At 76.1% G+C, this 13,365-nt stretch carries 8 protein-coding genes; 2 read left to right on the top strand and 6 right to left on the bottom strand.

Annotated features, from left to right (window positions below; all coding sequences use genetic code 11):
- The first annotated feature begins 14 nt into the window (after positions 1-14).
- Positions 15-1,151 (top strand): LacI family DNA-binding transcriptional regulator, encoded by a 1,137-nt coding sequence (locus ACFQ80_RS16780; protein ID WP_430564430.1) that lies wholly within the window; start codon positions 15-17, stop codon positions 1,149-1,151.
- An 18-nt stretch (positions 1,152-1,169) separates the two neighbouring features.
- On the opposite strand, the gene ACFQ80_RS16775 is transcribed toward ACFQ80_RS16780, so the two are convergent.
- From ACFQ80_RS16775 to ACFQ80_RS16750, 6 genes are all read right to left on the bottom strand, one after another.
- Positions 1,170-1,865 carry a GNAT family N-acetyltransferase gene (locus ACFQ80_RS16775; protein ID WP_430564429.1) on the bottom strand — a complete coding sequence of 232 codons (696 nt, stop codon included), beginning with the start codon at positions 1,863-1,865 and terminating at the stop codon, positions 1,170-1,172.
- A complete protein-coding gene (locus ACFQ80_RS16770) occupies positions 1,862-4,066 on the bottom strand; it encodes a penicillin acylase family protein (RefSeq protein WP_430564428.1) in 2,205 nt (734 codons plus the stop codon). Before ACFQ80_RS16770 ends, ACFQ80_RS16775 begins: the two co-directional genes overlap by 4 nt.
- Complete coding sequence (locus tag ACFQ80_RS16765; protein ID WP_430564427.1) at positions 4,063-6,552, bottom strand: GNAT family N-acetyltransferase; 2,490 nt, start codon at positions 6,550-6,552, stop codon at positions 4,063-4,065. Before ACFQ80_RS16765 ends, ACFQ80_RS16770 begins: the two co-directional genes overlap by 4 nt.
- On the bottom strand, positions 6,549-7,997 hold the full coding sequence (locus ACFQ80_RS16760; protein WP_430564426.1) for a lysine N(6)-hydroxylase/L-ornithine N(5)-oxygenase family protein: 1,449 nt from the start codon (positions 7,995-7,997) through the stop codon (positions 6,549-6,551). The genes ACFQ80_RS16765 and ACFQ80_RS16760 overlap by 4 nt, the downstream gene beginning before the upstream one ends.
- Positions 7,994-9,565 (bottom strand): pyridoxal phosphate-dependent decarboxylase family protein, encoded by a 1,572-nt coding sequence (locus ACFQ80_RS16755; protein ID WP_430564445.1) that lies wholly within the window; start codon positions 9,563-9,565, stop codon positions 7,994-7,996. The genes ACFQ80_RS16760 and ACFQ80_RS16755 overlap by 4 nt, the downstream gene beginning before the upstream one ends.
- Positions 9,566-10,012: 447 nt before the next feature.
- Positions 10,013-11,728, bottom strand: coding sequence for a hypothetical protein (locus ACFQ80_RS16750; protein WP_430564425.1), 1,716 nt, complete (start codon positions 11,726-11,728; stop codon positions 10,013-10,015).
- A 213-nt stretch (positions 11,729-11,941) separates the two neighbouring features.
- On the opposite strand from ACFQ80_RS16750, the gene ACFQ80_RS16745 reads away from it, so the two are divergent.
- Positions 11,942-13,261, top strand: a complete 1,320-nt coding sequence (locus ACFQ80_RS16745) for a C39 family peptidase (protein ID WP_430564424.1) — start codon at positions 11,942-11,944, stop codon at positions 13,259-13,261.
- The last annotated feature ends 104 nt before the right edge of the window (positions 13,262-13,365 follow it).

The raw sequence follows: 13,365 nt of genomic DNA, 5'->3' as shown, positions 1-13,365 counted from the left end.
CCGGAAGGAGCCCCATGGGCCGCAGCAACGCCCGACCGACCCTCGCGCGGGTGGCCGAGCTCGCGGGTGTCTCGGTCTCCACCGCCTCGCTGGCGTTCTCGGGCGCGGGACCGATCACCGCCGAGACGCGCGACAAGGTGCTCGCCGCCGCCGCCGAGCTGGGCTACTCCGGCCCCAACCCGCTGGGCCGGCAGCTGCGCTCCGGACGCTCCGGCATCGTGGGCGTCGTCCTCGGCGACCAGCCCGGCCGCGCCTTCCGCGACCCGGTCGCGGTCAAGGTGCTCGACGGCCTCGTGGACGTGCTCGGCGCCGAGGGCCTGGGCGTGCTGCTCATCCCCGGCGTGCGCGCGGTCCCCGGGCCGCGCGTCGACGGCGAGGAGACGGCGCCCGTGCCCGCCGTCGACCCCCTGCTGGAGTCCGCCGCCATGGACGTGGCCGTGCTCGTGTGGGGCGTGCTCACCGACGACGCGACGCTCGCGGCCCTGCGCCGCCGCGACGTCCCCGTCGTGGTCGGCGAGGGCGGCCGGGTCGAGGGCGCGCCGCTCGTGGCCCTGGACGACCGGGCGGGCACGGCCCTGGCCGTGCGCCACCTCCAGGAGCTGGGGCACACCCGCATCGCGGAGATCACGCTGCCTCTCGACGCCGCCGAGCGGTCCGGCCCGATCGACGCGGCGCGCCTCGCCCAGGCGGACCGCACGTCGACGCGGCACCGTCTCGCGGGCGTCCGCGACGCGGTGGAGCCCGTGATCTCGTGGGAAACGCCCGCGTCCCTCGTGGAGCACGGTCGCGACGCCGCGACGGAGATCCTCGGGGCGTGGGTGCCCGAGACGGAGCGCCCGACGGCGATCGTCGCGCACTCGGACCTGCTCGCCGCGGGTGCCGTCATCGCGGCCCGCGAGCTCGGGCTGCGCGTGCCCGAGGACGTCTCGGTCGCGGGCTTCGACGGTATCGACCTGCCGTGGCTCTCCCCCGACGTGCTCACCAGCGTGCACCAGCCGCTGCAGGCCAAGGGCGCCGCGCTCGGCCGCGCCGTCCTGGGCGTGCTCGCGGACGAGGAGCCCACCTGCACCACGCTCCCCGTGGAGCTCGTGCCCGGCACCACGACCGGCCCCGTGCCCGACGTCGTCCGCCCCGCCGACCCGCAGGCCTGACGCCGGCCCGGCGCCGGCTCAGCCGGCGGTGCCGAACGCTGCCGCGACGAGCTCCTCGGCGCGCTCGCGGGGGCAGAACGCCAGCACGGCCTCCTTCGGCCCCTGGGGGGACTCGAAGCGCACGGTGCCCGCGGCCTCGAAGCCGAACGCCGCCATGCGCGCGACCGCGGACCGGTTGCGGGCGTCCGGCTCGCCGACCAGCCGCCGCGTGCCCGGGCGGGCGAACGCGAAGGCGAGCACCGCCGGCCCGACCACGGCCCACGGCACGACGTCGTGGCGCGCGGCCGGCCCGTCGCCGCCCTTGAAGAAGTGCATGCCGAGGTCGCCGGGGAGCACGTCGTAGGCCGTCGAGACCGGGTCGTCCTCCGGGTGGTACAGCTGCACCAGGACCACCGGCTCGCCGTCCCAGCGCACCAGGTAGGCGTGGTGCGTGGGCAGGGAGTCGACGAACGCGTACGTGGCGCTCAGGTCCTCGCGGCTCAGGCCCGCCAGGCCCCAGAACCCGGCGTGCGGGCGGTTGACCCACTCGTGCAGCACGTCGAGGTCCCCGACCGGGTCCAGCACGTGCGCCGTGACCGTGCCCGCGCCCGGGACGTCGGCGCGCCACACCTCCGCGCCGCGCGCCCCGGAGAGCAGACGGTCGGACGTCGCAGGCTCGGGCAGGGAATCGGGCAAGGGCTCGGTCGGGTGGTCGGCGGTGGGCTCGCGGGTCATCGGTCCTCCGAGGGTCGTCGGGTCGGCAGGGGTTCCGGGCGCAGCCGCGCCCAGTCGGTCTCGATCGGGGTGGTGCGCGCCTCGGCCCACGCGGGGTGCTGGTCGGCGAAGTGCGGCGAGCGGGGGTCGCCGGAGGCGCCGAACGGCACTCCCCAGCGGCTGCGGCGGCGGTCGCCCAGGTCCCACACCCAGCGGGCGACCGACCCGTGCAGGACGGCGTGGGTCACGCCGGGCACGCCCGCCGTGCAGCGGACCGCGTCGACCGACCCGCCCAGCGGACGCGCGTGCTCCGCCGGCACCGCGGGCACCGCCGCGCCCGGAACCAGGCCCAGCGCGTGCAGCGGGGCCAGGCGGTGCAGGTCGCCCCACGTCTCGACCGGGCGGCCGGGGTGGTCGCCCGGGTGGTCGCCGCTCGGCTCGTCGTGGACGTCGACGTCGTCGAGGTCCGCGAGCGCCTCCGCGGCCAGGCGCCCGTCGTCGACGACGCCCGAGCCCAGGATCACCGCGAGCGCGTCTCCGACGCGTGCGACGACGTCGAGCCACGGCGCGAAGACCTCGGGCAGGCCGTGGGGCTCGTGCAGCGCGGTGAGGGCCGGGTCGGCCGCGACGCGGCGCACCAGCGCGTGCCGCCAGCGCGCGAACAGCGCGGCGTCCGCGGAGCCGGCGTCCATCCGCGCGCCCGCCGCCGCCCACGCGCGCAGCCGCGCAGCGCGGCCCGCGGTCCCGACAGCGCCGACCGCCTCGGCCGCCCCGAGCGCGCCGACGGACGGGCCCGGCCCGAGCCGGGCGACGAGCCCCGCCGCGCCGCCGTCGTGGGTGTCCGCGAGCACGCGGTCCTGGGCCGCGGCCGTCTCCCCGCCGGGCGGCGGGTCGGCGAGCAGCGCGCGCACGCGCGCGGCCCGGTGCGGGGCGTAGGCGTGGCCGAGGTCGTGCTCCGTCCGCGCGGGGCGGTGGTTGGCGTCCACCGCGACGTCGGTCACGACGGCGGGCGCGGGCAGCCGGCGCCACGCCGGCGGGGTGCCGCCGGTCGCCGGGACGACGCGGCCCGACGGCGCCACCTCGGGCACCAGGCCGGCGGTCAGGCGCAGCACCTCGCCGGTCGAGTCGGCGGCGAGCACCCGGTCCACGGGGTCGACCCAGCCGGCGAACGCGGTGGCGACGTCGCGCGCCGTGGCCGCGTGCTGGAGCGCGCGCCAGGCGGCCACGCCGGCGTCCGCGGTGACGCGCACGGGCCAGCGGAGGCTGTGCCGGTCCGTGACGAGCGGGCCGCGGGGCGTCTCGGCCCAGCGCACGACCACGGGTTCGCCGCCGCGCACGGGCACGGTGTCCGAGCCCTGCGCGACCACCCGCGCCCCCGCGGCGGCGGCGTCGCACCCCTCCGCGTACAGCTCGACGTGGTGCGCCATCGCGTTGGTGACGCCCCAGGCCACGACGGTCTCGGCGGATCCGGCCGACGACACCGCCTGCCCGAAGTGCAGCACCCCCGGGACGCCCGGGAAGGCCAGCCCGACGACGTCGTGCCCCGGGCGGGCGAGCCGGACCTGCTGGTAGACGCCGGGCAGCTCGAGCAGCCGGTGCGGGTCGCCGGCGAGCAGCGGAGCGCCGGACGCCGTGCGGGAGCCGTGCAGGGCCCACGCGTTGGACCCCGACGACGGGCCGCCCGCGCCGTCCCGCGCGCCCCACCAGCCGACGGCCGCGTCGCCCAGGGTCGGGCCGAGCGTGCGCGCCACGTGCTCGCGCCACAGCAGGTGCGGGAAGCCGCTGAACAGCACGTGGTGCACCAGGAACGTGCCGACCGGCGTCCAGGGCCGCCAGGGCTCGTCGTCGGGCAGGTCCGCGCCGCCGAGGGCGCGGGCGAGCTCGGCCCGCTCGGGCGTGTCCCGCCCGCCGGCGTCGAGCCCGGCGCGCACGCCGTCGGCGTACGCGCCGAGCCACGCCCGCTCCGGCTCCGCGAGCGCGTCCCAGACCCGGCGCGTCGTGTCGGCCAGGCGCACGCGGGCGGCGAACCGGTCCCACTCCAGCCCGGCCGGGCCGACCCGCGCGGCGAGCCGCCCCTCGCCGTACCAGCGGTCGACCTCGAGCTGCCAGCCCCGGTCCAGCGCGGTGACGTAGCCCTGCCCGTACGCCAGGTCCGCCTCCGAGCCCGCCCGTACGTGCGGCACCCCGAGGTCGTCGCGGAAGAGCTCGAAGGGGTGGTTCACGGGGCGTCCGGGCGGGCGACGGGGTTGGCCATCGTCCCTGCGTACAGCAGCGAGGCGGACTGGTCGGTGAGGTCCACCATCTGCAGCGTGTTGCGCAGCTGCAGCCGGTTGAGGCACGAGTGCGCGAACCGCCGGCCCCGCAGCTCGATCCGCCCCGCCAGGTCGGGGTGCTCCGCCCCGTGCCGGTCGATCACGTCGGCCACCACGGCCCAGAACCGGTCCTCGCCCAGCACGCCGTCCACCGCGAGGATGCCCGCGAGGTGGCGAAGCACGCCGTCGAACACGTCGGTGAAGATCGACAGCGCCTTCTGGTCGGCGTCGACGACGGCGCGCGCCCGCTCCACGCCGGCCGGCAGCTCGCGGTGCCCGAGGACGGCGATCTCCTCCCCGATGTCCTTCATGAACACCTGCCGCACCACGCCGTCGCGCAGCACGAGCACCAGGTTCTCGCCGTGCGGCATGAACGCCAGGTCGTGCGCGCGCAGGCAGTGCACCAGCGGGTACAGGTAGGCGTCGAGGTAGGCGCGCAGCCACGCCTCGGGCGCGATCCCCGACTCCCGCACGAGGGCGGTGGCGAGCGCCCGCCCCGCCGCGTCGCGGTGCAGCAGGCTCGCCATGGTCGCCAGCCGCTCCCCCGGCGCGGTGCGGGGCACGGGCGACTCGCGCCAGAGCGCGGCGAGCATCTTGCGGTGCGCGCTCGGGCGGGCGGTGCGGTGGTAGACGTCGCCGGTGTAGCCGACCGACGCGCGCTCGCGCAGGACGCCGAACCCGGCGTCGCGCAGCGTGGGGTCGCCCGCGACGACGCCCGCCACCCAGTCGTTGATCTCCGGGGTGCCGCGCATGTAGGCCGGGGAGAGCCCGCGCAGGAAGCCCATGTTCTGGATCGCGAGCGCCACCTTGACGTAGTGCCGCTCGGGCCGCGTGCGGTTGAACATCGTGCGGATCGACTGCTGCGGCTGGTACTCGTCGGCGCCCGGGCCGAGGGGTACCAGGTCGCCCCGCGCGACGTCCGCGGCGAACGTGATCGGCACGCGGTGCTGCCACTGCCAGGGGTGCACCGGCAGGTACAGGTAGTCGGCGGGGTCCTGGCCGCGCGCGGCCAGCCGCTCGGCGAACGCGGCGCGCTCGGCGTCGGAGAGCTCGGCGCCGTACAGCTCCCGCTCGGTGAGGCCGTCGCCGACGGCGAGGTGGGTGTGCTCGCGCCGCGCCGCCAGCCACATCAGGCGCATCCGCTCGCCGCGCTCGGGGGCGAACGACCGGTAGTCGTCGAGGGAGAACCCGATGCGGCCGTTGTTCGCGAGGAAGCCGGGGTGCCCCTCGGTCATCGCCGCCTCGGTGGCCTGGAACGCGTCGGCCCGTCGCCGGTCGTCGTCGCCCTCGTCGCCGGCGCCGGAGCCGTGCGGGACCAGGTCCGTGAGCAGCGCCGGCACCTGCGGGGACGCACCGGCCAGCTCGCGGTCGCCCTTGGCGCACGCGGCGGCGAGGGTCGAGGACAGCTCCTCGAGGTACGTCGCCACGAGGTCGTCCGGGATCTGCAGCAGGGGCTGCAGCTCCGCCACCAGCTCCAGCGCGTCCACGGGCAGGTCGGCGCCGTCGCCCGACGACGCCGTGCGCGTGATGGACGCCGGGTCCACCACCCAGTGCTCCAGCGCGAACGTCCGCGCCGCGAACCGGTACGTGACGCCGTCGAGCGCGAGCACGAACCGGCCCGGCTCCGGGTCGGGCTCGGGGCGGAAGAGCCGCTCGTGCGCGAGCTCCGCGAGCGCCTTGGCGGCCAGGTGCCGGTGGGCGTGCTCGGCGACGTCGGGGCGCAGGTGCGGCGCGAGGTCCGCGCCGTCGCCCTCGCCGAGGCCGGCGAGGGCGCCGAGCGGCGAGGCCGCGAAATCCGCCCGCGTGCACACGCTCAGCACCGCGCGCTTGGTGTGCCCGCCGGGCCCGTCGCCGTCGTCGAGCTCCACCTCGCGCAGCACGCGGAACCCGGCGGCCGCGTTCTTCGCGGCGATCGCGCGGTTGCGCACGTCCGGCTCGACGACGACGCGCGCCCCGCCGCGGCCCTCCGCGGCCAGGCAGAAGCGCACGACGGCGGCCATCACCGCGTCGGTGAAGCCTGGCGCGCGGGCGGCCGGGTCGTCGGGCGGAGGCGCCACGAGCAGGTGCATGCCGACGTCGCCGGGTGCGGCGTCGTGCACGCCGACGAGCAGCACGCGGGCCGGGTCGTAGGTCTCGGCGTAGAAGGCGGGGACGCCGTCGACGCGGCCGAGCCAGCCGTCCTGCCGGTCGTCGTCCGCGACGTCGGCGAGGTAGTCGCCGACCTCCGCGACGCCCAGGTGCCCCATCTGCCAGAACACCGACGCCGGGTGGGTCAGCCACCCGTGCACGGTCGCGGCGTCCCGCGCCGGGTCGACCGGCTCGAGGACGACGGCGTCCGGGGACGTGCGGGGCGTGCTGGCGCCGCGGGCGGTCCGGGTCTCGGCGACGGCGGTCATCGGGCCACCTCCCGCTCGGCCGCGGCGGGTTCGGGCGGCGACCAGGGCGTCGAGCGCTCGCCGTCGGGCCGGCCGCCCGGCAGGCCGAACGTCTGGAACGCGATCCGTCGCTCGATCGCGTACGGCTCGCGGCCGGTGACCTGCGCGAGGATCACGGAGTTCCGCCAGGCGGCGAAGCCCAGGTCGGGCGCGGTGACACCGTGGGTGTGCGCCTCCGTGCCGCCCACGTGCAGGCGGCCGCCCGCGCCGGCCGTGTAGTCGCGGGCCACGTCCACGCGGCCCAGCTCGTCGAGGTCCACCAGGCCGGGCGCCACGAAGCCGGGCACCCCCGCCCCGTACCCGGTGGCGGCGACGACGGCGCGCGTGCGGTGCTCCGCCGTCGTGCCGAGCTGGCCGTGCCGCAGGGTGAGGACGTACTCCCCCGCACGGTCGGTGCTGCCGTCGGCTCCGTCGTCGGGCTCGTAGCGCGCCGCGACCACCTCCGTGTCCGACAGCAGGGTGGTCGGCACCTCTCGCCCGAGGGCCGACTTGCGGTACAGCGTGTCGTAGATGTCGTCCACGAGGTCGCCGCTGATCCCCTTGTACAGCGCGCGCTGCTCGCGGCCGAGGATCTCGCGCAGCTCGGTGGGCAGCGCGCGGTAGTGGTCGGTGTACTCCGGCGACGTCATCTCGAGCGTGAGCTTCGTGTACTCCATCGGGAAGAAGCGCGGCGAGCGGGTCACCCAGTCCACGCGGTGGGCGTCGGGCGCTGCGTCCTCGAGCAGGTCGCGGTACACCTCGGCGGCCGACTGCCCCGACCCGACGACGGTCACCGCGCCCGACGCGGCGAGGGCGGCGCGGTGCGGCAGGTAGTCGGCGCTGTGCACGACCGGCCCGGCGCCCGGGTGCCGGGCCGCCTCCGCCGCCAGGGCGGCGAGCGGTCCGGGGAGCTGCGGCGTCGTCCCGACGCCCAGGACGACGTGGCGCGCCCGGTACGTCTCCGTGCGGGCCGTGCCGTCCGGACCGGCGGAGAGGCGGGCGGTCACCACCAGGTCACCGGTCTCCTCGTCCCGGCCCACCGCCGTGACGTCACGGCCCCAGCGCAGGGTGGTGAGCCGGTCGGCCGCCCAGCGGCAGTACTCGTCGTACTCGGCGCGCAGCGGGTAGAAGGACTCGCGGATGTAGAACGGGTACAGCCGACCCGTGTCCTTGAGGAACGCGAGGAACGAGTACGGCGACGTGGGGTCGGCCATCGTCACCAGGTCGGCCAGGAACGGCACCTGGATCGTGGCGCCCTCGAGCATCATCCCGGGGTGCCAGCTGAAGCCCTCGCGCCGGTCGAGGAAGACGGCGTCGACGTCGTCGAGCGGGTCGGCGAGCGCGGCGAGGCCCAGGTTGAACGGCCCGACGCCGATGCCGACGAGGTCGTAGGTGCGGTCGTGGGCACGGTCGGTCGTGCGGGTCATCGGGCGACCTCCTCGAGGGCGGGGTCGGTGGGCGCGGCGGACGCGCGGGTCAGGCGCGGGTGGACGCCCCGGCACGGCGGCGCGTCCAGGTCGAGCAGCTCCTCGCCGGCGAGCAGCCCCTGGGCCGTGGCGCGCACCAGGTCGAGCACGCCGCGGACGTCGTCGAGCGTCGCGTCCGGGTTGAGGAGCGTGAGCTTGAGGCACGGACGCCCATCGATCACCGTCTTCGCGACGAGCGCGCGGCCGGAGTCGAACAGCACGCGCCGCACGCGCGGCACGAGGGCGTCGGCCTGCGCGTCGTCGAGGCCGCCGGGCTGGTAGCGGAACAGCACGGTGGACAGGTCGGTGGGCGCGAGGAGCCGCAGGTCGGGGTCCTCGGCGAGGTCGGCGTGCACGGCCGCGGCGAGGTCGCAGACGGCGTCGACCATGTCGCCGATCCCGTCCGCGCCCACGGCGCGCAGGGTGGCCCACAGCTTGAGCGCGTCGAACCGGCGGGTGGTCTGCAGCGACCGGTCGACGAGGTTGAGGTCGGGGTTCGGCTCCCCCGCCTCCTCGGCGGGGTTGAGGTAGTCCGCGTGCCACGCGGCCCGCGCCAGGTCGGTGGTGTCGCGCACCAGGAGCGCGCTGGAGGAGACCGGCTGGAAGAACGTCTTGTGGAAGTCGACCGTGACGCTGCGTGCCCGCTCGACGCCGTCCAGCAGGTGGCGACGGCGCGGCGAGGCCAGCAGCCCGCCGCCGTACGCGGCGTCGACGTGCAGCCAGGCCCCGACGGCGTCGCACAGGTCGGCGACCGGGGCGATCGGGTCGACGCACCCGCGGTCGGTGGTCCCCGCGGTGACGACGACGGCCATGACGACGTCGCCCGCCCGCTCGACGTCGACCAGGGCCCGGGCCAGCGCGCCCGGGTCGAGGCGGCCCTCGGCGTCGGTGCCGACGCCGATCACGGCGTCGTCGTCGAGGCCGAGCAGCAGCGCGGAGCGCGCCACGCTGAAGTGCCCGGCGGTCGTGGCGAGCACCCGCAGCCGGCCGAGCCGCTCGCGCCGCGCCGCGCCGCCGAGCCGGGCGCCGTCGGGCCCGGTGAGCGCGGCCTCGCGCGCCAGGTGCAGCGCCTGCAGGTTGGACTGCGTGCCGCCCGAGGTGAAGACGCCGTCGCTCCCGGCCGGGAAGCCGATGCGGCCGGCCGTCCACTCGACGAGGCGCTGCTCCATGAGCGTCGCGACCGTGGACTGGTCGTACGTGTCGACGGACGTGTTGATCGCGGCGAGCATCGCCTCCGCCCCGACCGCGGGGAGCGCCACCGGGCAGTTGAGGTGCGCGGCGTACGCGGGGTGGTGGAACCAGACGGCGTGCGAGGCGTAGAGGTCGGCGCTCTCGCGCAGCGCGTCGGGCGTCCCGACCGGCGGCCCGTCGAGGTCGACGGCGTCGACGAGCGCCTGCAGCTCGCGGCGGCTCGCACCGCAGAACGGCTGGCGGGCGGTCTCGACGCGGGCGGCCACGTCGTCCACGACGTCGTGCAGCGCACCGGCGTAGTCGGCCGCGGTCGCGGCTCCGAGCAGGGCGGAGGGCATCGTCACGGGGCTCCTTACGAGGATCGGGTTAGGTCAGCCTCGCCTAACTTAGGTGCCGAGACTTCCGCTGCCAACCGCAGCGACGCAGATCACACCGCCCCTCGACGCGTGCGGGCAGCGGGACGGCGGCGGCGTCGACGCCAGGGGAGGCGCCAGGGCGGGTGACCATGGTCGTCTTCACGGTGGTCGCGGCCGTGGTGGCATCGTCCAGCACTCCCTGGGCGACGACACGCAGGACCGGGTCATCGCCGGGCCGCAGGTCGCGTTCGCCGTCACGGCCGTGCTCGCGGTCCGCTTCGACCGTCCCCGGGACCGCGAGGACGACCCCGATCGTCGAGCCGTCCGAGCCGTCCGAGCCGCCCGAGCCGTCCGGACCGCCCGAGCCGTCCGGACCGCCCCCACGGCCCGGTCGGGCCCGCGCGTCCCCGTGAGAACCCGGACGGCGGGTCAGTGTCGTCGACGCACCAGACCCACGGTGAGCGCTCCGGCCGCGACGAGGACGGCTGCCAGGAGGGCCAGGGGGCCGAGGTCCGCACCCGTGCGGGGAAGCTCGCCCGGGCTCGTCGGGCCGCTGGTCGCGGGCGGCACCACGGGGGCCGCCGCGCTGGGGCTGGGCGACGGGCCCGCCGAGGGCGAGGTCGGGGAGGGCGTCGGCGACGGGCTCAGGGTCGGTGACGGGCTCGGCGAGGGGGACGGGCTCGGCGAGGGCGACGGCGCGACGACCGGCACGGTCTCGCTCACCGGGGGTGAGATGGCCCCGCCGCCGTCGCCGGACGCGGTCGCGGTGTTGACCACCTCGCCGGCGTCGACGTCGGCGGCGGTGATCGTGTACTCGCCTCGGCAGGTCGTCTCGTTCTCCGGCGCGTCGTCGAGCCCGCCGAGGGTCGTGGCGTCGCAGACGACGTCGGGGATGCGGTCGTCGAGGATCTCGAGGTCGGTGACGGGGGCGAGCCCGGAGTTGGTGACCGTGTAGGTGTAGGTGACGGTGTCGCCCAGCCGGTACGGGCCGGGGTCGTCCGCCACCTTCGTGAGCGTCAGGATCGGCGACGGGTCGACCGACTCCAGCACGACGTTGCGGATCAGATGGACGTCGGTGAACTGACCGGTCGAGGCGGAGAAGCCGAACTTGTACGTCGCGGGGACGGGCTCGGGGGCCGGGATGTCGAGGACCTGCTGGAGGTCGCCGCCGGGGCCGGCGATCGACACCGTGACGCGCGGGTCGGGAGCCGGGCTGACCGTCACCTCGACGGTCCGCTTGTCGTCCTCCAGGATCGCTGCGGCCTCGGCCGCGGAGATCCCGTCGGGCAGCGACGACGTCGTGCCCTGGAGGGTCACGGGGAGCGTCGAGGGCCACGACGTCGCCGCCGGGTCGTCGAGGTTCTCCGCCGTGGACGTGAGGAAGCAGTAGCCCTGGGTCGTGTCGTCGCCCAGCACGGGGCCGCGCACGGTGATCTTCTCCGGCTCCGGGATCCGGAACCCTGTCCCCGCCGGGGACCCCTGCCCCGCGGGGCAGCCGAGACCGCGGTCCTCCCAGTCCCCGAAGAAGTTGCCGAGCACGTCCAGCCCGATGCCGAGATAGCCACCCTCCACGCCCGGGATGATCTCGTTGGTGGGGATCCCGTCGGGTCGCTTCTGCGCGTACCCCAGGCTCCCGCCGAAGGCGCCGGGGGCGACCAGCTCGGCCTCGCCGTCGACCAGGAAGAACGCGATGCCGTCGGCCGGCGCGGGGTCCGCCGTCGTCGTGCCGTACTGCCACTGCTCGAACCGGACCACCAGGCCCTGCTCCGCGGGGATCGGCGTGTCGAACAGCACCGCGCCCGACTGGTCGTTCGACGCGTCGGTGAGCTGCAGGTAGCCGTCCGGGGCACCGTCGAGCGGCGGCGAGTTCACGGTCCGCGCGGGGTCGCAGCCTTCGAGCGGGTGGGCCCCCGCCGTGGGGTTGCCCGGTGCGGCGCCGGTCAGGCACGCGGAGCCGTAGGCGGAGAACAGCGGGTCCGCCGTCGCGCCCGTGAACGTCTCGTCCACGAAGATCGCGCCCTGCGCCACCGCGGCCCCCACCCCGGCCCCGACGACGAGCGCGCCCAGGGCCACCGCGGACCCCACGGTCGTGCCCCACGAGCCCCGTCGGCGGACGCCGGTCACGAGCTTGCTGTTCTTGGCCACGACCCCCAGATTCGCACCGGAGCCCCGTCGGCGCCACGGGACCGCAACGCCTCGCACGGCGACCGCAGGGCACGGGCTGTTCGCAAACCCGTGACACGGACCACACGATCTGGGAAAGTCTTCGCCATCAGGGCGGTGGGGACCGTCCACCGCCCCCGCCTGCGGGGAGGACCCATGAGAGGCACGGCGCGAGGTACGGCACGAAGGAGCTGGATGCGAGCGACGACGGCGGCACTGGCGGCGGGGGCGGTGATCGCACCCACCGCGGGCGCGGCCGGCGCGGCCCCCACGGACGACCCGGGGCCGACCGGCCACAAGATCACCACCACCCACTGGCAGGGCATCGACGACCTGCGGCAGGGCGAGTGGGAGAACCTGCGGCCAGGGGCGCACGGCACCCTCGGCCTGCGTGGTCCCGGCGGCCCGAAGACCGAGTACACCGACCCGTTCGGCGACGGCGCCGCGGTCGAGTACGAGACGGGCACCTGGACGTCGCCGGTCGTCGAGACCGGGTACGCCGTCGACGAGTCCCTCACGTCCTGGAACGCCACCACCCCCACCGGCACGTGGGTCGAGGTCGAGTTCCGCGGACGCAAGGCCGACGGCGCGTGGACCAAGTGGTTCGTCATGGGGCGCTGGGCGTCCGGCGACGACGTCGAGCCCGCCGACGGCGGCGTGGGCGACATCCACCGCACCTCCGTGGACGGTCAGAACGACGACGACGCGTACCTGTTCACCGACACGTACGTCGCCAAGTCCGGGCGCGAGCCCGAGGCGTTCCAGACCCGGGTCACGCTCTACCGGCCGGCCGGGTCGACCGCGACCCCGCGGCTGGCGGGCGTGACGACCATGACCAACGAGTACCTGCCCGACTCCGCCTACACCGGCACCAGCGACTTCACGCTGGGGCGCGCGGTCGAGCTCGACGTGCCCGGCTACTCGCAGCTGACCCACATCGGCGAGTACCCGGAGTTCGGCGGCGGCGGCCAGGTGTGGTGCTCCCCGACGTCGACGACGATGATCCAGTACTCCTACGGCAGGAAGCACCAGGTGCCGGCGTCGGAACTCGAGGACATCGTGGCCCCGAACGGTGACCCCCAGGTCGCCTACGCCGCCATCAACACGTGGGACTACACGTACGAGGGCTCGGGCAACTGGCCGTTCAACACCGCCTACGCGCACCGGTTCGGGCTGGAGTCGTTCGTGACCCGCCTGCGGTCGCTGGCCGAGGCGGAGCGGTTCGTCGCGGCGGGCATCCCGCTGGTCGTGTCGATCCACTTCGCCGAGGAGGAGATGCCCGAGGCCGGCTACGGCACCGACGGCCACCTCGTGACCATCGTCGGCTTCACCGCCGAGGGCGACCCGGTCATCAACGACCCCAACAAGGCGACCGACGCCGACGTGCGCAGCGTCTACACCCGCGAGAACTTCGAGCGCGTGTGGCAGACGTCCACCGACGGCATCGCCTACGTCATCCACCCGCACCAGGTGAAGCTGCCCCGCAACGTCCCCGGGGCCACCCCCAACTGGTGAGGTAGCACGAACCTCGCCGAGGTAGTTCGCACAGATGTGCGAACTACCTCGGCGAGGGCCGGGCGACCGCGGGGAGGGCCGGGCAAACGCGGCGAGGGCCCGGC

It is taken from the genome of Isoptericola sp. NPDC056578 (assembly GCF_042793275.1).
In the GTDB taxonomy this organism is placed as follows: domain Bacteria; phylum Actinomycetota; class Actinomycetes; order Actinomycetales; family Cellulomonadaceae; genus Isoptericola.
This window is presented reverse-complemented; position numbering and strand designations above follow the sequence as displayed.

Bases quoted from the DNA above. Each gene is read 5' to 3' on its own strand.
- ACFQ80_RS16775 (WP_430564429.1), bottom strand. From the start codon at position 1,865: ATGACCCGCGAGCCCACCGCCGACCACCCGACCGAGCCCTTGCCCGAT.
- ACFQ80_RS16765 (WP_430564427.1), bottom strand. From the start codon at position 6,552: ATGACCGCCGTCGCCGAGACCCGGACCGCCCGCGGCGCCAGCACGCCC.
- ACFQ80_RS16780 (WP_430564430.1), top strand. From the start codon at position 15: ATGGGCCGCAGCAACGCCCGACCGACCCTCGCGCGGGTGGCCGAGCTC.
- ACFQ80_RS16745 (WP_430564424.1), top strand. From the start codon at position 11,942: ATGCGAGCGACGACGGCGGCACTGGCGGCGGGGGCGGTGATCGCACCC.
- ACFQ80_RS16755 (WP_430564445.1), bottom strand. From the start codon at position 9,565: ATGCCCTCCGCCCTGCTCGGAGCCGCGACCGCGGCCGACTACGCCGGT.
- ACFQ80_RS16760 (WP_430564426.1), bottom strand. From the start codon at position 7,997: ATGACCCGCACGACCGACCGTGCCCACGACCGCACCTACGACCTCGTC.